This is a genomic window from Nostoc sp., assembly GCF_036916735.1.
Classification (GTDB): domain Bacteria; phylum Cyanobacteriota; class Cyanobacteriia; order Cyanobacteriales; family Nostocaceae; genus Nostoc.
Genome location: NZ_JBALFV010000101.1, coordinates 264,386 through 287,736 on the forward strand (window position 1 = coordinate 264,386; position 23,351 = coordinate 287,736).

Consider the following 23,351-nt stretch of genomic DNA (forward strand, 5'->3'; position numbering starts at 1 on the left):
ATTTACCTAAAAGACTGCCTTATACCGTTTCTTTGTGAAGCTGCGCTAAATCTCTTAATTTCTTATTTCTTGGCGTACTTGGCGCTCTTGGCGGTTCGTTTTTTATTTCTTGCCCCATAATAAGCGCATCTTCATACAGAATTGGTATTACAGTACCGATCTGAGTATAGCGATCGCTCGAACCCACATCATAATACTAATCGGCCCTCCAATTAGAATACCAGCGATCGCCCAGCCTCTTTGATGCGCTTTGAATTGTTCAATACTGTTCCACCGTCTACTTTTCCAAGCCCATTCATTGCCTTTTGCACCGAATGCGATCGCCAGAAACAACGAAAGTTTTGGTATAAAACAGAACACTCCACACCACACTTGATTCGGCCACATCCACAACCAAGGCATGAGAAATGCGCCCCAGTTCCAACCGAGAATTTCCTCTGGGACTGTTTCATTGTGATTATTTATCCCACATCCAGAATTGTTGATTATTTCTTTTAGCGGTAAAAGCTGATTCTTGTTTGCAGATTTGATAGCCAAACGAGATTTAAGAACATTCAGGGCTTCGCGGGCATTAGTAAATCGTTGTTCTGGAGCAGGTTCTATCAACTTTTGTAGCCAACTGACAAAACTGGGACTGAGGTTAACTCGGTCGGTAAATTGCAACCGCAAATCCTGCTGGGGTAAATCAGAGGGGGAAGTTCCTGTTAACAAATGAATCAAAGTCGCTCCCAGTGCATAGAGGTCTGAAGCCGCAACTGCTCGACCACCAAATTGTTCCATTGGGGCATAACCATAAGTACCGACAACAGTAAAAGTAACGCCCTCTCTTGCCGCTTTGTCCTGAACTGCGCCAAAATCAACTAAATAAACACGATTATCTTCGCCCCAGATTAAATTACTCGGTTTAATATCTCTATGCAATACTCCTGGATTCAACTCATGTAGATAGGTGAGAATATTTAAAACCTCAACAGCAATTTTTCTAGCTTGTTTTTCACTAAACCTTTCGCCAATAGCAAGTTTTTCCTTAAGCGACTCACCAGGAATATATTCTTGGATTAAGCCAAACCAGAGTGTGCGATCGTCGATGCAAAAATAATCTATATATCGAGGGATGCGGGGATGACTTAGCTGTTTAAGAATTTGTGCTTCCCTCTCAAAAAGTTTCAAGTCATCCCACTGGACAGTACCGCCAAAGGCCAAAAGTTTGACTACAACGGTCGAATTTTCGCTATCAGAGGCTTGTAAATCCTTCGCTAGCCAAGTTTGACGAATTCCATTGTTACCAAGTTGGCGTTGGATTTGATAACGGTCTTGTAATATCTGTTCTGGTTGCAGCATCTTACACCTGCTGGCAATTTACGTTGATCTGATTCCCTTATATTCAAGGATAGTCATTATCTAGAGAAACTGTAGGAACAATCCCTGACTGTCTTAGTAAGCTGTTGTGCTTTTTGAAGTCATGGCGATAAAATTAGCCCAATTTTAGGTCATTCTACAGATAATTTTTGCGATAGTAAGCTTGATATTCCGCAGACAGCAGAGGTTTCCACCAATGACGATGGTTAAGATACCATTCAACAGTTAAACGTAAACCCTCAGCAATCGTTACTGAAGGTGTCCAACCAAGCTGAGTTTTAATCTTGTTTGCATTAATTGCATATCTTTGATCATGTCCAGGTCTATCCTTGACAAAAGTAATCAAATGCTTTGCCGGATGCACTGGTAAATCAGGTGCTAATTCATCCATCATCTGACACAAAAGTTGCACCAAGTTGAGATTTTCCACCTCATTGTTGCCACCAATATTGTATGTTTCCCCTGGTTGACCATGATTGGTTACCACATCTAAAGCACGACAATGATCGCCCACATAAAGCCAATCGCGCACATTTTTACCATCACCATAAACAGGTAATGATTTACCTATTAAAGTGTTGATGCACATCAAAGGAATTAGCTTTTCAGGAAACTGATAAGGGCCGTAATTATTAGAGCAATTTGTGATAATTGTCGGGAGGTTGTAAGTATGGTAATAAGCACGCACTAAGTGATCGCTACCGGCTTTCGAGGCTGAATAGGGACTATTGGGAGCGTAAGGTGTAGTTTCACAAAAAGCTGCATCATCTGGGCCTAAACTACCGTAGACTTCATCAGTAGAAACGTGTATAAAACGATAATCAGATGGCTGTGCTTTAGCCTCCCAATGTTTCCGAAAAGCTTCTAGTAGGGTGAAAGTTCCAACCACATTAGTTTGTACAAAAGCAGCCGGTCCCAGAATCGAACGATCAACATGAGATTCAGCAGCAAAATGGGCAATGGTATCTATATTTTCTGTTGATAATACATTGTCTATAATGGTGCGATCGCAAATATCCCCCTGCACAAACCGAAAATTATCTCTACCCTCAACCAGTGCCAAATTCAGACGATTTCCCGCGTAGGTAAGAGCATCCACTACTACCACCCGGTCATCTGGATAAACCTGACACCAGTGATGAACAAAATTCGCCCCAATAAACCCCGCACCTCCAGTAACTAATAACCGCCGACTCATTCAATTTCCTCTCTTCTCTCTGTGATCTGTGCGCCTCTGTGGCTCTTTTCTATTACTTAAAATATTTCTTCCTCAGCTTTCCATATATCCTCTGTGCGAGTAATTTTGCCATCCGTATTTCCGTCAAATCCTTAATATTAGATGGCTGATGAATTTTATGGTCAAAAAACTCATTTAACTCATCCAAAATAACTTGGAAACGCTTAATAATATTTTCAGTCCGATGCTCAACTAAAAATTCTTCAGATAAGCTAAATTTTTCTGAATATTCAATCACTTTCAAAATGCGTTGCACATCATATTCTTGAGAATATCCAGCAATTTTATAGCAATTAAATCCAGGGTCTAAGTAATCAGCGAGTCCACCGTTGACACTAGAAAATACTCGACAACCACAAGCAAGAGCTTCCATTGGTTGTAAACCAAATCCTTCGCTAACACGCTGTTGCGCCCAGTACTCAGCCGAATCATATAAATAAACCTTAGCTCGGTTGAATAGTCCAGGTAAATCCTCTATATATGAATCAACAACCAATACTTTACAACGTATTTTTAACGCTGGAATCAATTCTTTTATTAAATACGCAGAAGACTTCCGAGCCTGAACTAAAACATCAATATCCCGTTCTAGTCCTAAATTTTGAAACTCATCAGAAATTTGATTGGGCAAATAATAAATTAGAGAATTAGGTGATTTTTGTCCCCAATATCCCATTGTATAGCGGCTAACAGTCATGATTGGAATACTTGCAGGTAGTCTAAATGGATAACCTGCACTATGTGCATGGTAAACAACATTGTATTGCTTAAGTTTAGCCACGAGTTGAGCTATATCAAATCCCCAACTGATAACAAAAATTACATCACTTAAATTTTTCTCTTTTAACAAATCATCAATAAAAAGCTTATCTTTTTCTCGTTGACGGTAAGTTACAATATCAGCACTACAGAAATTCTGAGCTAGATTAAGTGCTTTTAACTCAGCCCAAAGACCACCACAGGCAAATTTGCCATCTGTACCGGGGAGCAAGAAGTAAAGTTTTCTCATAATTTCTTTAGGGGAGTGGGGGATGGGGAAGACTATGGCAATACCTTGTCCTGAAGGACACGCTACCGAACGCCAATTTACGAGGGTGAGTTGATGATGCTCTAACTTTTAACCTGAAAAGCTGACCCACCCATGCCTGAATTCCCAGATGGAGGACAAACGCAAACAATGCCGCGATCGCAATTCTCCCTACAGGATTTTTGAGTAAGGAAATGTTTAACCTTGTCTTCCTACATCCAGGGAGCATTATCCATCAAAGAATCTAACATCTTCTGGAAGTTTTGACGGAACACTACGGCTAATAAACCGCAGAACATTGTAGTTGCTGCCATCACCCACCAAAAGGGAGTGACGTGCCATAAGCCGCCGAACAGGGCAAAGATGATTAGTCCAGCGCCAGCGCCCTCTGCAAACATTAGAGTTGTTTCTTTAGCAGTTTCTTTGAAGTTGCGTAGTTTTGATTCCATTTTTGTTGCCTCCCTCATCCCCTCTTGCTGTCTTCATTCTTTCCAGCCCACTTTAACAAAATGTGCCTCACGCCCCCAAACATCGCGTGTACAGGTAATATTTTCAATTGTTAGGTTAAAAGGAATGGCAGTTGTTAGGTAACGCTGTGCTATAGAACCTAAATCAGGTGCGAGTTCGGCGGCTGTCGTCGCTGCCAACCCCAAACCAATAAGTTGCTCGATTGGTCGAAATGGTAGTAACAGATGCACACCGACAGCTAGTCCAGCTGTTAAGAGCATTGCTACTGATAAATTTGTGCCGCAACGAGGATGTACAGCCAAATCCCATTCTCCACTGGTGAGGCGATGTCGAGCAAGTATGACCGCACGCCGCAAATCACTAATATTCACTTCACCATAGAGGTAGAATCCTTGCTCAGTAGACAAACCGCCTAATAGTTCGTTATCTAGTTGAACGTTACTAGGTTCTCCTTTGGCAGGATAGGCACTTTTTGATTCGCTAAGAACCCAAACAGTAGCGTGTTCTAAGGCGTGAACCTGCCGTATCATCAGAATTTCTTTTAACCCTGGAATAAACGATAGCTGTCTGAGTAAGTCGGCATCTTGTGTGGGTTGTACAAAGTTTGAAAATCGGTCTTCAAGACTCGGAATTTTCTCAGATACAGGTGTCGTAAAATCAAAGTTCAAAAATTTAAAGGGAGAGGAGCTACCCTCAAAAGAAGCGGAAGTATTCATTGGAACACTGCTCCCAAAGCTGATGGGGCAACATAGATTTCTTTCAAATGTAACGCTTGCACCACTGAATTGTTGCTAATTTTTGTGGATGATTTTTGAGTTTGGGCATTGAGCACTTGTACTGAGCAACTTGTGCCGAGCTTGTCCTGAGTTTAGCCCGAGCTTGTCCTCTTGGTAGTCGTAAAGCCTGCGGCATAGCTACGCTTAGGGCGCAGCCTAAGAAGAGAAGGGCAAAGCCGAGGGGCGTAGTCGTAAAGCCTGCGGCATACCTACGCTTAGGGCGCAGCCTCTGGTAGAGTTGGGCAAAGCCGAGGTAAGCCGTTGGCGCAGCCTCTCGTAGAGAAGTATTGGGCATTGGGCATTAGGTATTGGTTATTCTCCTGTGCTTCTTAAATAGTTCCCAGTCCCCAGCGATGCACTGAGCGCAGTCGTTGTGTCTCCATTACCCATTCATACATCTGTTCTGTTTAATAAGAAATTCTGATCTTTTATAGTTTCCGAGTCCGAGGGTCAGCTGGCTCTACTAACATAAACTCCGGCTGAGTGAAGGACTCGGAACTTTTGGTAGAGTGTTCACACTGAAAACTTAGGCGTGAAGAGGGAAATAATCAGTAAACCTCAAAATTGGCTTGCAATTCTACCAGATCAGAGCAATTACGTTGCTACTAATAAATCGTTTATTCGATCTGGTTAGGCAGAGTACAGCAATTGACATCATTCAAACAGACTTTGCCCCACTGTAAAGCCCAGCGGACAAGAGCTACTCGATTTTCTGTCTCGGTCTTGGTAAGAATATTACTGATATGGTTATCAACTGTACGCTTGCTAATCTCCAGTTTTCCTGCAATTTCTTGGTTAGTTAAGCCAGCGGCTACTAAGTCGATAATTTGCAGTTCTCTGTCTGACAGACTAACGGGGGTCTCAGACTTGCCACCAGCCATGACTATTTCTATCCTCCCTTGGTATATGTACTTAATCACTCTTTCTAATTCTAGAAGATTCTTCTGTTGGGAGGGGTTTCAAGTGTTAGCAGTAATCGGATTGTCAATATTTTCTTAGAATTTAAAATTGGCAAAAATATAAACTATTTAATTTTAAGTATTTTTTTATACTAATTAATTTATAATATATTGGTATAAACTTTGAGATTGATTAGGTGATATTCAGAAGCATATAGATGTTATGTAGTAATAAAAAATGCTATTTAATTCTATGAAGGGCTGGCGACAGATTAGCAAAAATTGTTGTAGATTTTATACTGTAAATTACTAATCCAAAATCGAAATCTAAAATCTAAAACAAAATGAGCAATCCCCGTGTTCTGTGCCTCGGTGAAGTTTTGTTTGATTGTTTAGCCGATCAATTGGGGCTAAAGCTGGAAGAAGTAAAATCCTGGACTCCCTATCCAGGAGGGGCACCAGCTAACGTAGCCTGTGCTTTAGTCAAGCTGGGGACGCCAGCAGGATTTATCGGAGCCGTTGGTGAAGATGAACCAGGGAATGCATTGGTCAAGCTATTACAAAATATAGGTGTAGAGACAACAGGGGTACAACGCCATCCTACAGCACCAACGCGGCAAGTTTATGTTACACGGGATTTAGCAGGCGATCGCACCTTCGCCGGATTTGGTAAGTATGATACCGCAGAGTTTGCCGATACTCGCTTGCAAGCTAAACAATTGCCAAATTCGCTGTTTGAAGAAGCAGATTTTCTGATTTTGGGTACTTTGGAATTAGCCTATCCTGAAAGTGAAAAGGCAATTCACCACGCCCTAGATTTAGCAGAACGTTACGATTTGAAGATTGTGCTGGATGTGAACTGGCGTCCTGTATTTTGGGACGAGCCAAAAATTGCTCATCAAAAAATTCCAGAATTATTTAAGCGAGTTGATTTTCTCAAGCTCTCCAAAGAAGAAGCTGAATGGCTATTTGAAACGGCAGATCCCGGAGCCATTACTTACCGTCTAGCTTCAATTGAAGGGGTGCTAGTAACAGATGGAGAAAACGGTTGCAGCTACTGTCTGGGTGAGAACGAAGGCAAATTAGCTGCGTTTTCCATCCCCGTAGTTGATACAACTGGCGCAGGGGATAGCTTTTTAGCAGGATTTATCCACCAGTTGAGCCAGCATGGCATCCACAGCTTGCGGGATGCTGAAACCGCAAAACGCATCGTCACTTATGCCAGTGCTGTTGGGGCACTGACTACCATTAAACCAGGTGCGATCGCTTCTCAACCAACAGATGCTGAAATCCAAGCTTTTCTCGCCTCCAATCAACTTTAGGAACTAGCATAAGCCATTGGGATATCAGTCACCAAAGGCTGATACTCCCGACTAGAAAATGGACGAAAATCCTCATGCCATTCTGCGGTCATATTGCACAATAAACGTAGTTGGAGTGGTGTGGGCAATGGGTTCATGCGCTCAACTGTTACTTCTAGAAGTTCTGAATTTTTGTTGTTGAGTTCAAAAACATCATTCACAATATACCGAGGACAATAACCTACGATGTAATGATCCTTAGTGCATAAAAGTAATGCACGCGGGTCATGGGGATTTTGAAATTCATTAGCTAAATATAATAGTTCACCTGTTTGTAATTGATTAATCCGTTCAGTTGCACAAGCAGGAAGGTGTCGCAGTCCATGTGCAAAAAAATGGATGCGGTATAAACTATTTTCATCTGGTTCTGGACAGGGGAAAACTTCAAAAGAATCTGTTACCTTACGTCCACCGCTCCGAGAAAGAATACTAACTGGATCGTCTTGTCCTTGCGGAATATTTAGCGATTCAATATAATCTTTATAGTCAGGGCGAGAGCGTCGCATTAATCGATTAGAAAACAAGGGAAATAGTTCAACTGATACGTATTCTTTGTTCAAGTCTGGGAAGGAATACAATAGCTGAAAATTATGTTCAGTTTGAGCTTTAACAGCACCTTGCGTATATACAAACTGATATTTTTTACCGTCAAATGTTAAGCGACCAATGGGAAGCCAAGCGCGACTTTTAGGATCTTGCCAAGCTAAAAAAAGTGTTTTCATAGTAGGGTGTCCAGCAGCTTACTTTGATTTAACTCCAATATTTTTTGTGCAAATTCAATTGCTGTTTGCGATATGCGATTAGATGGAATACACTCAAAAAGCTCTAACGTATCATTGCTTGACACCCTTGCTAGATTATTTAACCATACCCTGGCTGCATCTGGATACCGTTGTTGCGCTTCACAAAATGCATTAAAAGTCTTGAGGGTTCTTTTATCATCAACTCTAGCATACAACGCACAATTGCATCTTTCTACATAAGCTTGGACAGAGAAGTTAGCGTCTTTTGTAGTTAACCTGCTTTTCCTTTTAGAATCAGACTCGTTCCTACCGAGACAGGAGGCGTGGTCATAAGTTCGTGCTAGATAAATCTTCTCTTGTAAACTGATGAATGCCCAATTTTCATGGTGTCGATCGCTATTCCCGATCCAAGCATCCAAAAGTAAATATCCAACAAAAGTTTCTGTCGCATGACTAATTCCCTTTGGTGGTGTCCAGTTGATGGGCAAATTTAGTGAAGCATCTTTGATAACATTGAATACATTATCTATTGTGTGTTGGGATAGGTCTTTAGAATCTTGTGGATAATTGGATACTATCCTAGCCAGAATTTCATTACCAAGGCTGAGAATTGCACCTGGTTGAGGCGGCAAAAATGAAGGTGAAACAATGCCATTGTCGCCATTGTATACCGCTAGTTCATAATCAGCATGGGGTAGCCCAAGCAATTCGCTCAATTGGGCTGCAATCTTCTCTGCCCAATCTTCTCCTGTGTTTGGTCTAGCTTTCTTGAATAGGCAACGACCTAGATCCTGATGACGAAACCAAAACTTTTCTTTTGTTCCCAAATCTTCATCAGCCTCCGGAGCATCTAGGGGAACCTCAATGATAGGAAACTGCTCTGGCATAATTTATGGGAAAGCCTGATTTAGAGCAAATTATTAACTTCACCTATTATTAAATGTATAACAGTCAATCGTTAGCCTTAACTTGCTCCCACAGAGTATCAACAGTCACAAACTCATAGCCTTGTTGCAGCAGTTGTGGAATCAGAATTTGGATTGTGGCAGCAACATCTTGTCCACCACAAGCACCATCATGCAAGACAATCAGTGAACCATTTTTGACCTGTTGCATAATTCGCTCTACCACGGTGGTTACACCTGGCCGCACCCAGTCTTCTGGTACAACACTCCACATAACTGGACGGTAATTCCACTGAAAAAACAATTTTAAAGTCGTAGGTGTAAATAAACCATTGGGGGGGCGAACATCTCGCACTTGTTCAGGTTGGAGGTTGCAGGCATTGTAGATGGCAGCTTGGGTTTTTTCTAAACTGTCCTTTAGGTCATTTGGAGAAAGCATGGCAAAAGAGCGATGATCGTAGCCATGTAATCCGATCCAGTGGCCGCGATCGCTAACGGCTTTGGCAATAGCTGGTGAACGGTTGACGCAAACACCCAACCAAAAAAAACTCGCTGTAATCTTGTAACGCTCTAACACTGTTAAGACTTCGGGTGTGTATTGAGGATGCGGCCCATCATCGAATGTGAGGGCGATCGCTTTCGTATTGGGATTTCCAGCCCAAAGACAATTGGGAAAACTCGGCTGGAGAATGCGGTAGAAAATTGGGAACAAGGGAGCTAACTGCATAAAGTTTTTTCTTTTTTGCATAATCTTGCATAAATACACTGATTACTTAATGTTGATAACTGTTAAACGTGGGAACCATAGCTTAAATCGCTTATATCTGGAACTTACCTACTGTACAAACAGAGAGTTCCAGATACAAGCGCTCCTTATCGGTTCAAATATCAAAGCAATCGTGTGTGGTATGTCAATCACCACCCTAAAATCAGTCGGGAAAGGTCGGTTGAAGAATGTCAATACTCTATTTTGTAAAAAATCTGTAAGAGCAACACTTTTTGACCTAGCACTCATTTAAATTGATGATATATCTACGAATAAACACTGAATAAAATGTTATTTTTGTTCAAAGATATACGAGATTATCAAATTTCATTTCTGGGCTTGTTCCTAGTCGTGGGAATCATTACACGAGACTGGACGTTGCGACCAGAGTTTATTGGAGTATTAATTGCTACTTGTCTACTAACCCAATCTGTATTGTCATTTGTCATTAGTCATTGGTCACTTGTACTGAGCGTACCCCTACGGGGAAGCAAGCTACGCGTAGCGTCTCCAAGAGTTGCCGAAGTATTGGCAAACAACAAAGGACAAATGATTAATAACAAAGGACAAATTACGAATCTTCGCAGTGCTTTAATTACCTCATTGGGACTCAGTTTACTGTTGCGTGCCGATCACTGGACGACAATGGTAATAGCGGCAGCAAGTGCGATCGCTAGTAAATTTCTCTTCAAATTCGGTGGTAAGCATTTCTTCAACCCTGCTAATTTTGGCATCATTTCTGCCTTAATTCTGACCTCCGATGCCTGGGTTTCGCCGGGACAGTGGGGTGAAGAGTGGTGGTATGCGCTGTTATTTGCCGGGACTGGCGGCATGATTTTGCAGCGCATTGGTCGCTGGGACACCACAGCCGCTTTTTTAGGTAGCTATTCCTTGCTAGAAGCGATTCGCAATCTCTGGCTGGGTTGGACTTGGGATGTTTACTGGCATCGGTTGATGAGCGGTTCGTTGTTGTTGTTCGCTCTATTTATGATTACAGATCCGCGATCAATTCCTGATTCGAGAATTGGGCGGGTAATTTGGGCTGTTTGCATCGCTGGATTAACTTTTATCCTGCGGAATTATTTCTTTATTCCCACCGCAGTCTTCTGGGCACTGTTCATTCTTGCCCCATTGAGCATTTTGCTAGATATTCTCTGGTTAGCTCCACGATTTTCTTGGCAAGAGAGAAAAACAAGTGTAGAGACGTTGCAATGCAACGTCTCTACAGACATCATCGATCTCAAAATTAAAAATATAGAGGTATAAAAAATGAAGATTTTTCGACTTTTAACACCATTACTGTTGACAATTGTCGCAGTGTTTTGCTTTGCACCCGCAGCTTGGGCATTCTGTGGATTTTATGTAGCTAAAGCTGATACGAAGTTGTATAACAAAGCTTCTCAGGTGGTGATAGCACGGAATGGCGATCGCACCGTCCTAACAATGGCAAACGACTACCAAGGCGAAGTCAAAGATTTTGCGATCGTAGTACCAGTGCCAACAGTGCTGCAAAAAGACCAAGTTCGTGTGACTGAACCCACAATTATCGAGCGCCTAGATGCTTTTAGTGCGCCGCGATTGGTGGAATATTTTGACCCAGATCCTTGTGCCCCACTACCACGATTTTTTGATAGACTATCTTTGGCAACAGGAGCAGTAGCTAATAGTGCGGCAGTTGAGAGAAGCGATCGTAGTTTGGGTGTGACGGTGGAAGCACGTTTCAACGTGGGCGAATACGACATCGTGATCCTCAGCGCTAAAGAATCTGGCGGACTAGAAACTTGGCTGACACAAAATGGGTACAAAATCCCTCAAGGGGCGAAACAGTTACTTCAGCCCTATATCCGTTCCTCAATGAAATTCTTTGTTGCCAAAGTCAACTTAGAGAAATTTGATGAATCTGGTTACCAGCTTTTGCGCCCGCTACAAATTTCCTATCAATCACCCAAGTTCATGCTGCCAATTCGTTTAGGCATGATCAATGCTACGACAGAACAGGATTTAATTGTCTATATCCTCTCGCCCCAAGGAGAGGCACAAATCACTAACTATCGGACGGTGAAAATTCCCTCCAACGTCAATCTTCCCGTGTTTATCAAAGATGAATTTGGTGAATTCTACAAATCCTTGTTCCAAACTGCTTACACCAAAGAAGGCAAGAGAGTCGGCTTTTTGGAATACGCTTGGGATATGGGTAGTTGCGATCCTTGTTCTGCCGATCCCCTTACCCAAGAGGAACTCAAGGAAGCAGGCGTATTTTGGCTAAATGATAATTCTCTAAGTAAGCAAACTAAGGTTAAACCAATACCAATTACACCAATCCGCAAGTTTGTTCCTCCCGCTTTTAACAGTAACGTCTTCATCTCCCGTCTGCATGTCCGCTACACCCGCGACACATTCCCTGAAGACTTGACTTTCCTACAAACTGCCAACCGTGAATTATTCCAAGGGCGTTATGTTTTGCAATATCCATTTGAAGGGGAACTCAAGTGTGAGGCAGGGAAAAAATACAAACAGTCTTTGCCCAAGCGTTTTGAAGAAGAAGCACAGACTCTCGCTAGATTAACCAACGGAAATATCCAAGATATTCGCAAGAAAATGAAGCTGAGTGTCGGAAATCTCACATACTCCTGGTTGGAAAATGTCCAGTCCTGGTTTGGATTAGATTGAGGAGAGTAGGGAATGGGGAGATGAGGGAGCAGGGGGAGCAGGGGAGAAGAACTATTGATTATTGACCAATGCCCAATACTTCGACTCCTTTCGGCAACTCTTGGAGACGCTACGCGTAGCTTGCTTCCCCATAGGGGTACGCTCAAGGCAAGTCGCTCAGTACAAGTGCCCCATACCCAATGAACAAATCTTGACGAAAATTTTTTAGAGTGTTGTTATACGCAATACTAAGATATTCTTGCTTTCTTCGCCAAGATTCTCATGGTTCAATTTGATGAACACCTACGCCGCTTAGTTCGCGAAGCCTGTGAACACCCATCTGGAAGTCCTCAGCGTCAGAAGCTGCTCACGCAAATTATTCGCTTGAGTGCAAGTAGACTCTGGAGAGAAAGTACCCCTTACTATCAAGACGCACTACAACAAACTTGGTTGTATTTTTGCCGCAATGTTTGTGAAGGTTTGACAGGTCAAACTTATGACCCCACCTATGGCAGTGTTATCACCTGGCTAAATGCTTACCTAAAACGGAGACTACAAGACTTTTATATTAACCAGAACCGGGAACAAGCCACAACAGTCCCTCTTTGGGTTCGTCAATCTACTTCAGGTGGAACAAGTGAAACCATTGATCCTGTAGATAACCTCCCTGCTACCCCCCAAGCACCTCCCATTCTGGAAGACTTGGAGATATGGGCTAAGACAGATTCTGAAGGAGAACTGTGTGGTACTTACATTAAGGGGCGTCCAGATGTGAATTGTCAGGTATTAATTCTCAAACGCCTACCCCCAGAAGTTAGCTGGAAAGAATTATCTGAAGAATTTGGGTTGTCAATTCCGACATTGAGCAGTTTTTATCAGCGCCAGTGTTTAACACGTTTGCGTAAATTCGCCGAATTGCAAGGATTGTTATAAAAATACGTTGTTTCAGGCTTTTGTTATTCTTTTGCGATCGCAAATAGACCATGCTATAAGGGCACAGCATAGCTGTACCCTTACGAAAGATGTCGTCACTTAATAATAGACAAAACCCAATCGCCTAAAAGTTGGTTTACTCTGTCAGGTATTTCATCATGGGGACAATGACCGGCTGTTAAAAAATGTTCTCTGAGTTGAGGATAATATTGACGAAACTTCTGGGAACGTTCTCTAGCATTCATCCAAGGGTCAGCTTCTCCCCACAACATCAACAATGGACAAGCTAATTGCTTTAGTAACACATCTACTTTCTCTCCTTGAGGAGTACTAAAGACTGACACAAATACTTCCATTGCACCGGGATCGTAAGCAGGGCGAGAAATTTCTTCTACTAATTGGTCTGTAATGGCACTCTTGTCAAGATAAACTTTTTCTAGAGTTTGGCGAATTACCCAACCTTGTCGCACGTATTGAAATAACAAAAACTGAGCTAAAGGTTGTTGAAAAATCCACTTAGTGCCGTCACCAAGAAGTTTCTGCAAAGTAGCGGGTTGTATGTCCGCCTCAATTTCTGATTGTAAAGCTTCAGGCTCAGATGTAGGCTGACTTTCGCTAAAAGGCCCTGCACTATTGAGCAAAACTAAACCAGCCGCACTCTCGGGATGTTGTGCTGCAACACACAAGCAAGCATAGCCACCAAGGGAATTACCTGCTAATACAGCTTTTTGACCAATTACTTCACTGATAAAATCATGGAGTTGGTCGCGCCACAAGTCGGCGCTATACTGCAATTTCGGTTTTGCCGATCGCCCGAATCCCAAAAGGTCGATCGCAAATACTTCAAAATCTTGACACAATCCTGTGATATTCTTGCGCCAGTGGTCTGTGGAAGCACCAAATCCATGTACTAAAAGCAAAGGCAGACGTTGCGCTTGCTTATCTCCCGCACGCACATAGTAAACGTTGTGCCCGCGCCACTGCCAATATTTACCAGGAATTGGGGTTGTAGAGGGGGCTGTAATTGCCTGCATGATTCAAAGAATTGTTAAGTAGCTTTTAATAATTGTAGGCTAATCAATGAAGTGGGGGAGCAGGGGAGGCTGTGGGGGAATCACTAATACTTCGGCTTACCTCGGCTTCGCTCGGCACAAGTCTCTCAGTACAAGTGACTAATAACTAATAACTAATGACTAAAGAAAGATTAATTACAGGCAAAACTAAGCTATTAGGGGTAATTGGATATCCAGTTGAGCATTCGCTCTCGCCAGTGATGCATAATGCTGTGATCGCTCATTTAGGATTAGATTATGTTTATCTTCCTTTTCCTATAGCACCACAGAATTTAGAAGTAGCGATCGCAGGTTTCGCGGCTATTGATGTTGTCGGTTTTAATGTGACAATACCTCATAAACAGGCAATTATGCCGCTCCTCTCAGAAATTACCCCCATTGCCCAAACTATAGGCGCAGTGAATACTGTTAGTCGTCAAAATAATCAATGGGTGGGGACAAACACAGACATAGAAGGATTTATCGCTCCTTTGCAGACAACGTATAAGCAAGATTGGAGTCAGAAGGTAGCAGTAATTTTGGGCAATGGTGGCGCAGCTAGGGCTGTTATCGCAGGTTGTCAGCAACTAGGTTTTGCGAAAATTCATGTTGTTGGGCGTAATGTGCAGAGATTACAGGAATTTGGCAATAGTTGGAACAATTCATTTATAAGTGAAAATTTACAAGTTCATCAATGGGAGGAATTACCAAAGCTAATTCTCGAAGCTAATCTGCTGGTAAACACAACCCCCATAGGTATGTATCCCAAGGTTGATGAGTCGCCTTTGAGTGTAGAGGAAATAGCGAATTTACCCAAGGGTGCGATCGCCTACGATTTAATATATATACCGAAACCGACGCTATTTCTAGAACAAGCAGAAAAACAAGGTGCAATTGCGATCGATGGATTAGAAATGCTAGTTCAACAAGGGGTAGCAGCATTAAAAATTTGGTTGCAGCAGGAAATACCTGTAGAAGTGATGCGCCAAGCGTTAAGAGAGCATTTGGGTTTAGGTTAATAAAAGAAACAATTTTTTCCTCAATTATTCCCAACGCTTTCAAAGTTGCTTTCTGAGTCTCTATTATCCCTGTTGGTTAGAAGCGCGAAGATCTTCTAGCCCCAAGCTAAACCCTAATCCTTTCAAGCTTCCAGATTGAATTTCAGATATTGTCCACCAATTAAAACTGTATTAAGCCAAGTTGTTTAGCCGATAATCGCCCTTTATTCCACTCCTTCGCCTTCTCTAAAACTCCCACGAAATAGTTGCTTGCACCGTGAACGGATCGCCATAAAAAACATTTACCCTGCTATCGGCAGATTCAAAATAGTCAACGTCAAACAAATTCTTGAAATTAAGCGCTGCCTTAAATCTGTCTTGCTTATAGAAGATAGCCGCTTCGGTCAAAAAATAACTAGGCAAAGTGAAGGTATTATCTAAGTCTCCTTGGCGTTCTCCAACATAGAATAAACCCATGCTCAAGCCCAAGCCTTTGAAGTCACCGCTTTGAATTTCGTACGAAGTCCATAAGTTAAAGCTGTGTTTGGGAACATTATCCAGCAAGTTGCCAACCGCATAGGTATTGTCTTTGGTAACTTCTGCATCCGTGTAAGCGTAGCCTGCAATGATGTTCCACCCTGGTAAAATTTCACCACCAACGCTAAATTCAACCCCCTTACTACGTTGTTCTCCGGTTAGGATGGAAAACTCAGGATTGACTGGATCAGTGGTCGGGACATTGGAGAGTGTCAGGTTGTAGAAGGCAAGGGTCGCGGACAGTCGATTGCTAATATCTCCTTTGATGCCCACTTCATAGGAGGTGCCGCGTTGGGGTTGAAATGCACTCCCGTCAAAAGCTCTTCCAGTATTTGGGCTAAAGGAACGACTATAGTTAGCATACAGCGAAATTGCCTCAATTGGCTGATAGACAATCCCGACACGCGGACTAAAACCATCGCTATAGTCATTGTCTTTGGTATTGCTAACTCGATCCCCTGAGGTCTGGTTGAAGGTATCAAACTCCAAACCCAATTGCAACTTCAGATTAGAAGCTAATGTGACCTGATCTTGAACATAAAGACCCAGTGTATCTGTGAAGGCAAAATAGTTACCCCTACTGGTAATGGGACCTAGCTGCCTACCGTATACCGGGTTAAACAGGTCAAGTGTAGCACCTTCGCTGAAATTGGTGAAATTACTCCTTGTATCATCAGTATGCTTGGTGAAATTAAAACCTGTCACAAGTTGATGCCTAATGCTGCCTGTAGCAAACTTACCCACCACATACGTGTCAATACCATAATTTCTTTCATCATTCACACCTGTGGTGAATATTCTATTTAAGGTACGCTCATCCTCAGCTAAGGTGCTGTTCAAGAGATAATTTTTATACCTTTGAAACGACGAATATTCAAAGGCGCTACGGAGCTGCCAGTTAGAGCTAAAGCGATGTTCGAGATCGTAGCCAACGCGAAGCAGACTTGTATCGCTCGTACTATTTGGCTCGTTTGTGTTACGATTGCGCGGAATTTTGCCATTCGGATTGGGTAGGACACTTCCTTCAGCAGGAATACCCGAAGCACCATTCTTTTGGGGTCGCACCTGATACTCGCTAGAAAAAGTAATTTTGGTGCGATCGCCTAGTTGCCAGGAAACAACAGGTGCTACAAAGTATCTCTGTTGATCGTAAAAATCAACGAAACTTTCAGTCGTTTGAGCCGCGAGGTTGAGACGATACAACACCGTTTTGCTGAGATTGAGCGGACCTGTCAGGTCTATGGCACCACGATAGAAATTGAAGCTGCCAACAGAGACTTCTAGTGCGTGGTAAGGTTCGCTCAAGGGTTGTTTGGTGATATAATTAATCACGCCTCCTAATGAACCCTGACCGTAGAGAACAGAGGCAGGTCCTTTGAGGACTTCAACTCGCTCGATACCAGCCAGATCAAAACTCTGATACAGATTACTTGCGTCTCTTAACCCGTTTCTTTTGATATCAAAGCCACCAAAAAAGCCTCGGATCAAAGGTCCCTCATAGGTTCCACGGGTTGAGCCTCCTCCCTGGGCTACACCGGGCACATTTCTTAGCACTTCTGTGAGAGTTCTCGTCTGCTGGTCTTCTAGCACTTGCCGGGGCACTACTTGAATCGATTGGGGAATGTCGCGCAGGGGAGTATCAGTTTTGGTGGCAGTTGAAGCATCTGTCGCGCGATACCCATCTTGCTCACCCGTCACCACTAACTCAATTGGCTCATCACCTGATGCCGATGGTTGTGTTGGTTGCGTTTGGTTTTGGGGCTGCTGTGTTTGCGGTTGCTTTTGAGCTGACGTGGAGGGTGAAATACTAGCAACAGAGAAGATTATACCCTCATTGGCACTGTCATATAACTCGACAATTGGTAAACTCACTTCCCCTGTGACTGTCACCCGAATCGTATTGGCATCAATATTTATTACTGTTATTCCAGTAATTCCCGCTATTGGTTTTTGGGAGCTAAATGTGAATGCATCCCCACTTGGTAGACGTAATTGAGCATTGGGAATATCAACAATAAAATTATTCTCAGCACTACGATTAACCAGTTGTAACTGTTGCCCACTTTTAGTTTGTAAAATTACCTCCACACCCTTATTAGTGGGATTAGCTTTAACTGCTGTGACTTGCACAATTTCTGGCACAGGTAGAGTTCGTTGCACTGGCGACTGTACAAGCATTCTGGCGCTGGTGTGAGTCAGTTCTATTTCACTGAGCTGTCGAATCCTGCTTTGGGTTTGCTCACCTGATCCCGCTTTTTTAAGGGGAACTTTGTTCTGATTCACTCCTTTTTGAAGAGATTCGCGTAGGCGCAGCCCGCCGTAGGCATCGATTGGATGGGGTACCCTTTGAGCTAGATTAACAGCTAAATTTTCTTGATTTTGTATTGGTTCAATGGCAAAAGCACTACTGCATCCGCATAAACACATTGCTAGCCAGAGATAAGCACCAGCAGACAAATGCCAACACTTCATAACAACTCCATACACACTATTTCACAAAACTTTAACTAAAATCTTTCTCAGTTAGCTTACTAGAAAATAGGAATGCCTGGGCGATCGCAATGTGGTTGAAACGGAATTTGTTTGTGGTTGAAACGGAATTTTTAGAAGTACTGGATTGATCGACGACAATCGCTTGGACTAATATTAAACTTGCGGCGAAATGCCTTGGTAAAAGCACTGCGATCGCCATAGCCCACCATCTGCGCCACTTCTTCCACCTTAAAATTGCCTGTCACCAGAAGTTGCTGGGCTTGTTTGAGTTGATAGTCACGAAAATAGGTAAATATCGTCTTACCAAACACCTGACGAAATCCTTGCTTGAGGGTGCATTCATTCAGTCCTACCTGCCGCGCTAACTGCTCCAATGAAGGTCGGTTGTGAATCTGAGAGCGCAAAATCTCTTCAACACGGTGCATGCGATCTAACTGATCAAGATTGAGTGAAGAAATCTGGCGCTCCCCTGTTCGCATCTCGATTTCCCGTTCCACTAACAAAGCCAGTAGTTGCAATGCTTTGCTCTCCAGCTCAATGCGTCTAGAAATCCCCTGGTAAGGACACTGCAAAATCTGCCGTGCAATGTTTTGCATAACAGGGGTTGTCGTACACAAATGCCAGTTAGAGGGTTGATCAGGGGAATGAACCAGATGTTGTAATTCGGGAGGAAGTTCGCCTGAGTCATTGCCCAGAAACGATCGCAGCACCCCTGGTTGCAGTCCTAGATCAATTCGCAAAAATCGCTGTTTGGCAAAGTCCTTACGAGTAGTTGCGGCTTGGCTCCCGCTACCACAAACAAGATGCTGCCCTGCTTGATGCGGCACGTCATCATAGGTGTATTCTCCTTGCAAAAAGAAGCTAAATCCCAACCCTTGAAAATAATCACAATCTCTGACCACGAGATCATCGTGCAGTTGATAGTCCTTGATCCACAACCATATTCCTTCACGCAACCGGATTGCCCGAATTAATCCCTGCCCCAAAGTCGGCGGATATTGATTTATACAATCCCACTGATTGGATTGCTCCTTTGCAGTTATTAAAGGGGTGGTTTCTTTAGCTTCCTGCCATAGTTCGTTGTGTGCCTGTTCTGAAAGGGTGATGGTCATGGCGAGTCTTGGGGTAGGTCAGGTGAATGATCAATCTAGACGGCTAATTGTCAGCTATAGATAAGAATAATTTGCATCTTTATATTGAAAGCGACGGGAAACCAGTACAAGCTTTTAGGTAAGGAGTAAAGCCGCTCCGTCGCTTGAGATATAGTATTTGTTGCCCTCAATCACAAGCTCTATTTATTGCTAATTAATTTCAATAATTTTACCGCGATTTATCCCTAACTATTGACAACAGCACAATTCAATATATCTGGCGCTCTCACGCATGAGTCAGGACAGACTTTGTAATTGCAGATGATAAGAGCAAAGCAAAGTAGAAACACCAGGAACTGACTATACTGCTTCTTATGGGGTGATAAAGTCATCTGTATCTTAGAGTTGCTGGATAAGTTGTACTTTTTTGGAGTGTTATTACTGCACTTTAATCTATGTTTGCTAAACCTAAAGTACTTTTATCATGGCTTGCATTATTACTAAGTTTTACAAGCTTGTTTCTTAGTTCTTGGATTCTTCTTCCGGCTCCAAATATGTTTTTACTCACCCTGGCAGTTGGAGCGCCAGAAATCAGTCCTTGGTTATTGTTATTAAATTTGCTCTCTTTTTTGCTTTCTTTCTTCTACATTCGTCGCCGTAAACTACAGCGTTTAGCTTGCATTTTCACCTTCATCGGATTGCTAATTTGTGGATGGGTGCTAATGAATATTCCACCAACTCAAATGCAGATGGCTAAAGCGATGAAGCAAGGATTGGGAGCAAATTATCTAGAGCAAATTCCAGTCCAAGTAAGGGCAAAGATGTTAACGCATCCCTTTGAATTAGTTAATTTTTTCGGGGGTATTGCATCAAGGAAAACGCGTCATAAAAAAGATATTATCTTTGCTTTTCCTGCGGGAGTGGCTTTAAAAATGGAAGTTTACCAACCCTCAAAGGTAGGGAAATATCCAGCAGTGGTAGTAATTTATGGTGGAGCTTGGCAATATGGCAACCCTCATGCAAACTTGGAGTTTAATCAATATATCGCTCATCAGGGATATACGGTATTTGCGATCGCCTATCGACATGCACCTAAATATCAGTTTCCAGTTCAGTTAGATGATGTGCGTATAGCCCTAAATTTTATTCGTAAACATGCAGCAGAATATGAAGCCGATCCAGAACGTATGGTACTTTTAGGGCGTTCTGCAGGAGCGCACCTAGCAATGTTAGCCGCTTATCAACCAGATGCACCACCCATTCGTGCTGTAGTGAACTATTACGGGCCTGTTAACTTAACGGAGGGATACAAAACACCACCAAATCCCGATCCTATTAACACCCGCGCTGTTTTAAAAGCATTTCTCGGTGGTTCTTTAGAAGAATTGCCTAATCAGTATAAAATTGCTTCACCAATAAATTATCTGACGCACCCTTTACCACCAACTTTATTAATTTATGGCAGTCGTGACCATTTAGTGCAAGCGCGATTTGGCAAACAAATGTACGAAAGTTTACATAATTCTGGTAATACTGCGGTTTTTCTAGAAATTCCTTGGGCAGAACACGCTTTTGATGCCGTTTTCAACGGTGTGAGCAATCAATTAGCGTTATATTATACCGAGAGATTTTTGGCTTGGGCATTGTTTAAGCAATAATTTTATTAACATACACTTAAATTTCAAAACGTAGACAAAGTTCCTCAATCGCTTTAACAGGTAGATAAAGCTTGAACGAATGTTCTTTAAATTGTTGAAAACCGTATTTTTGATAAAAGTTAACTGCTTTTTCATCTATAGCTTCTACAATTACTGCAACGGATGCAACTTGCTCTGTAGCTCTTAGGACACGCTTCAAAGCATCTATCAGAATCACTCCTCCTAAACCTTGACCTTGACGACTGCTATCAACAGCAACACGACCGAGTAAAATAGCTGGCAGCAAAGGATAGCGAGGTAAACTCTTGGTAAAGGTTTTATCTAGATTAGTAATATCTACTGTGTAAGTTGAAAGAGTGTAATAAGCAATAATATCCATGCTTGGAGACTCAATCAAAACAAACACTGTAGCGACTTTTTTCTTCAGGTCTTGAGATGCATCTTTAACTATATAGGTGTCTAAACTATCATTTCCACAAACAAAAATTGAGCGGTTATGCCTTTTACTATCTAGCAACTCAATCGTTAACACCATTTTTTGGGATTATTTGTTTGTAACGTAAAGCTGCTGCGATGAGAGAATCGGAAGGTTTCGGTAAGTTTTGCAGAGCTTCTACAAAAGCTTCAGCATCTTCTAAACTGAGTTTGAGTGTTTGATGCTGGTGTATAACGTTGTAAGCTGCTTCCTGAACGCTGGCGATGACAAAATCCGTCAAGGTAACTCCCTGTAAATCTGCAGCTTTTTGCCATAGAGCTTTTATCTCAGGATTGACGCGTGCTTCTAATCGAGCTGTCTGTTGCAAAATGTTATCACTCATAAAACACAAATATAAGTCTATATTTAAAATCTATACGGCATTATGCCGTATCTATTAAAAATATTTCAACATCTACTTTTGAGGCCAGCGCCAGTTATAGCGATTCCATTCGTAGATGCCCTGAATTTCATACTCAGCGCCGTTGAAGAAGCGGACGATGCAGTTAGTAGAGGTATCATCACCGTTGCTAATTTCCTCGACCTTAATCACCATACAGGGAAACCATTCGCGCTTACAAGGCCCATCTTCTTGCACCCATTCCCATAATGCATTGGAAACTTCTATGCGATCGCCTATTCTTAGCTTTAGTGCATCCTCAAAATAAGAATACTTATCAAAATGATATGACTCTACACGATTGAGCCACTGTAAACCATAGCGTTGCCGAATAAATTGTACTGCTCCAGAGTCATTTTCTAGTAGCCAGTCGTTGAGTAATTGCACTTTCCAAGTGCGGTTGCGTTGTTCTTCATCCTTAACAAATTGTAAAAATGCTTCTAACTCCTCTGGGGTAAGTTCGTCTAAGGGGTTAACAATAGCTGATGCTCTAGAGGTAGAATTTCCCTGAATTTGCTCGACGACTTGTAGTAATATCTCTTTTTGCATGTCAGTGAGAGGACAGCTTGCTGCATCACAATCATTAAAGGCTGCGAGCATAGATGCTTCAATCTCATCTGGAGTCATAAGTTAATAGCAATTGAGGGTTATTTCCCTAATTATTACAAAGGTTAAATTAAAGTCTTCAATTCCTTGTAGTGAAATTCAGGTAAGCTGAGGTTATAAGTTACATATTGTTAGATTAAGCCACGGAGTCTTTTATGCGCTTGCGCTCACTCACGGTCGTTTTTATTTCCTGTGTCATCACCTTTCTATCGTGGGTGAGCATTTCCCCAGCTGTAGCGTTAACACAGATTAGATTATTTGATGTATCCTATAAAGATTGTCCACCAGAACTTGCACAAGGGGCTGTTACAAGTAGTGGTAGCACGGTTGCTAATTGTTTTCTTGTTACTGGCAAAGCAGAAAATGGCACTTACAAAACAGTCTACGACGCAGATATTTTTGGACGCATCTATGATGCCAACAATGACTCGGTAATGCAAAATCGGACTCGCTTAGGTTCTATTGCTGAGGTACCACCAGGGATTAGCGATTTTGAATTGAGAATTTCTGTACCTGCGAATCAGCCTACTCCGTTGAAGCTGAAGCAGTTTAAAGCAGCTGGATTTAGCGGCCAAGTGCGTAAGTAATACCAATTTTGAATTTGAGATTTTGGAGCCAGTGCATTGATATTAGTGTTACCGAAGCGTGGGAGCAACCCATGACTTTCCAGGAAGAACTGCTGGCTACGCAAGAAATAATCGATTTCCTAATTGACAAAGGTGAATTAACACTTTTACTAACAAGATTATCTCAATGTTTTAGCTACTCTGGTTTCAGAGTCCGAACAAAAATATCATTTTATACCTGATATTCATAGCACAGAATTACTTCAAGCGTTAATAGCCGAATTTGGTTTGCAGCAGAAAGACTTAATTCCTATTTTTAAAACCGAGTCTATTGTATCTGAAGTGTTGAGTA

23 protein-coding genes are annotated in these 23,351 nt (G+C 42.3%); 7 read left to right on the forward strand and 16 right to left on the reverse strand.

Annotated elements, in window-relative coordinates; genetic code table 11:
• Positions 1–147 precede the first annotated feature (147 nt).
• The 7 genes from V7L20_RS24745 to V7L20_RS24775 all read right to left on the reverse strand — a co-directional run bounded on the left by V7L20_RS24745 (position 148) and on the right by V7L20_RS24775 (position 5,748).
• Positions 148–1,341 carry a serine/threonine protein kinase gene (locus V7L20_RS24745; RefSeq protein ID WP_334746604.1) on the reverse strand — a complete coding sequence of 398 codons (1,194 nt, stop codon included), beginning with the start codon at positions 1,339–1,341 and terminating at the stop codon, positions 148–150.
• Positions 1,342–1,495: 154 nt separating this feature from the next.
• Positions 1,496–2,557 carry a dTDP-glucose 4,6-dehydratase gene (gene rfbB / locus V7L20_RS24750; protein WP_334746605.1) on the reverse strand — a complete coding sequence of 354 codons (1,062 nt, stop codon included), beginning with the start codon at positions 2,555–2,557 and terminating at the stop codon, positions 1,496–1,498.
• Between the two features lie 52 nt (positions 2,558–2,609).
• Positions 2,610–3,605, reverse strand: a complete 996-nt coding sequence (locus tag V7L20_RS24755) for a glycosyltransferase (protein ID WP_334746606.1) — start codon at positions 3,603–3,605, stop codon at positions 2,610–2,612.
• 230 nt (positions 3,606–3,835) lie between these two features.
• Complete coding sequence (locus V7L20_RS24760) at positions 3,836–4,072, reverse strand: hypothetical protein (protein WP_334746607.1); 237 nt, start codon at positions 4,070–4,072, stop codon at positions 3,836–3,838.
• Between the two features lie 33 nt (positions 4,073–4,105).
• A complete protein-coding gene (locus V7L20_RS24765; protein ID WP_334746608.1) occupies positions 4,106–4,807 on the reverse strand; it encodes a DUF6391 domain-containing protein in 702 nt (233 codons plus the stop codon).
• A gap of 43 nt (positions 4,808–4,850) precedes the next feature.
• The gene (locus tag V7L20_RS24770) at positions 4,851–5,162 is read right to left on the reverse strand and encodes a hypothetical protein (RefSeq protein ID WP_334746609.1); all 312 of its coding nucleotides are present in this window, start codon (positions 5,160–5,162) and stop codon (positions 4,851–4,853) included.
• A gap of 322 nt (positions 5,163–5,484) precedes the next feature.
• Complete coding sequence (locus tag V7L20_RS24775) at positions 5,485–5,748, reverse strand: helix-turn-helix domain-containing protein (RefSeq protein WP_069073632.1); 264 nt, start codon at positions 5,746–5,748, stop codon at positions 5,485–5,487.
• 362 nt (positions 5,749–6,110) lie between these two features.
• Between V7L20_RS24775 and V7L20_RS24780 the strand changes: the two genes are divergently transcribed.
• Positions 6,111–7,088, forward strand: a complete 978-nt coding sequence (locus V7L20_RS24780) for a carbohydrate kinase family protein (protein ID WP_334746610.1) — start codon at positions 6,111–6,113, stop codon at positions 7,086–7,088.
• Here the strand turns inward: V7L20_RS24780 and V7L20_RS24785 are convergent.
• From V7L20_RS24785 to V7L20_RS24795, 3 genes are all read right to left on the reverse strand, one after another.
• Complete coding sequence (locus V7L20_RS24785) at positions 7,085–7,849, reverse strand: HIRAN domain-containing protein (protein WP_334746611.1); 765 nt, start codon at positions 7,847–7,849, stop codon at positions 7,085–7,087. The two genes, V7L20_RS24780 and V7L20_RS24785, sit on opposite strands and share 4 nt — an antisense overlap.
• Positions 7,846–8,757 carry a HipA-like protein gene (locus V7L20_RS24790; protein WP_334746612.1) on the reverse strand — a complete coding sequence of 304 codons (912 nt, stop codon included), beginning with the start codon at positions 8,755–8,757 and terminating at the stop codon, positions 7,846–7,848. Before V7L20_RS24790 ends, V7L20_RS24785 begins: the two co-directional genes overlap by 4 nt.
• 64 nt (positions 8,758–8,821) lie before the next feature.
• Positions 8,822–9,502 (reverse strand): polysaccharide deacetylase family protein, encoded by a 681-nt coding sequence (locus tag V7L20_RS24795; RefSeq protein WP_334746613.1) that lies wholly within the window; start codon positions 9,500–9,502, stop codon positions 8,822–8,824.
• Positions 9,503–9,829: 327 nt separating this feature from the next.
• Between V7L20_RS24795 and V7L20_RS24800 the strand changes: the two genes are divergently transcribed.
• From V7L20_RS24800 to V7L20_RS24810, 3 genes are all read left to right on the forward strand, one after another.
• Positions 9,830–10,807 (forward strand): RnfABCDGE type electron transport complex subunit D, encoded by a 978-nt coding sequence (locus V7L20_RS24800; RefSeq protein ID WP_334746614.1) that lies wholly within the window; start codon positions 9,830–9,832, stop codon positions 10,805–10,807.
• Positions 10,808–10,810: 3 nt separating this feature from the next.
• A complete protein-coding gene (locus V7L20_RS24805; RefSeq protein WP_334746615.1) occupies positions 10,811–12,211 on the forward strand; it encodes a DUF2330 domain-containing protein in 1,401 nt (466 codons plus the stop codon).
• Positions 12,212–12,472: 261 nt separating this feature from the next.
• Positions 12,473–13,123, forward strand: coding sequence for a sigma-70 family RNA polymerase sigma factor (locus V7L20_RS24810; protein ID WP_334746616.1), 651 nt, complete (start codon positions 12,473–12,475; stop codon positions 13,121–13,123).
• A gap of 95 nt (positions 13,124–13,218) precedes the next feature.
• Here the strand turns inward: V7L20_RS24810 and V7L20_RS24815 are convergent, their stop codons facing one another.
• Positions 13,219–14,157: an alpha/beta fold hydrolase gene (locus tag V7L20_RS24815; protein ID WP_334746617.1), complete on the reverse strand. Its 939-nt coding sequence runs from the start codon at positions 14,155–14,157 to the stop codon at positions 13,219–13,221.
• Positions 14,158–14,312: 155 nt separating this feature from the next.
• Here V7L20_RS24815 and V7L20_RS24820 point away from each other — a divergent pair, with 155 nt between their 5' ends.
• Positions 14,313–15,194 carry a shikimate dehydrogenase gene (locus tag V7L20_RS24820; protein ID WP_334746618.1) on the forward strand — a complete coding sequence of 294 codons (882 nt, stop codon included), beginning with the start codon at positions 14,313–14,315 and terminating at the stop codon, positions 15,192–15,194.
• 225 nt (positions 15,195–15,419) lie between these two features.
• Here V7L20_RS24820 and V7L20_RS24825 read toward each other — a convergent pair whose 3' ends face one another.
• Positions 15,420–18,182, reverse strand: a complete 2,763-nt coding sequence (locus V7L20_RS24825; RefSeq protein WP_334746619.1) for a TonB-dependent receptor — start codon at positions 18,180–18,182, stop codon at positions 15,420–15,422.
• Between the two features lie 131 nt (positions 18,183–18,313).
• The gene (locus tag V7L20_RS24830; protein ID WP_334746620.1) at positions 18,314–19,315 is read right to left on the reverse strand and encodes a helix-turn-helix domain-containing protein; all 1,002 of its coding nucleotides are present in this window, start codon (positions 19,313–19,315) and stop codon (positions 18,314–18,316) included.
• 434 nt (positions 19,316–19,749) lie between these two features.
• Here V7L20_RS24830 and V7L20_RS24835 point away from each other — a divergent pair, with 434 nt between their 5' ends.
• Complete coding sequence (locus V7L20_RS24835) at positions 19,750–20,952, forward strand: alpha/beta hydrolase (protein ID WP_334746621.1); 1,203 nt, start codon at positions 19,750–19,752, stop codon at positions 20,950–20,952.
• 16 nt (positions 20,953–20,968) lie between these two features.
• Here the strand turns inward: V7L20_RS24835 and V7L20_RS24840 are convergent, their stop codons facing one another.
• From V7L20_RS24840 to V7L20_RS24850, 3 genes are all read right to left on the reverse strand, one after another.
• The gene (locus tag V7L20_RS24840) at positions 20,969–21,487 is read right to left on the reverse strand and encodes a GNAT family N-acetyltransferase (RefSeq protein WP_334746622.1); all 519 of its coding nucleotides are present in this window, start codon (positions 21,485–21,487) and stop codon (positions 20,969–20,971) included.
• Positions 21,471–21,770, reverse strand: coding sequence for a type II toxin-antitoxin system TacA family antitoxin (locus V7L20_RS24845; protein ID WP_334746623.1), 300 nt, complete (start codon positions 21,768–21,770; stop codon positions 21,471–21,473). Before V7L20_RS24845 ends, V7L20_RS24840 begins: the two co-directional genes overlap by 17 nt.
• 72 nt (positions 21,771–21,842) lie before the next feature.
• Positions 21,843–22,454, reverse strand: coding sequence for a hypothetical protein (locus V7L20_RS24850; RefSeq protein WP_334746624.1), 612 nt, complete (start codon positions 22,452–22,454; stop codon positions 21,843–21,845).
• Between the two features lie 134 nt (positions 22,455–22,588).
• Between V7L20_RS24850 and V7L20_RS24855 the strand changes: the two genes are divergently transcribed.
• The gene (locus V7L20_RS24855) at positions 22,589–23,020 is read left to right on the forward strand and encodes a biotin carboxylase (protein WP_334746625.1); all 432 of its coding nucleotides are present in this window, start codon (positions 22,589–22,591) and stop codon (positions 23,018–23,020) included.
• Positions 23,021–23,351 lie beyond the last annotated feature (331 nt).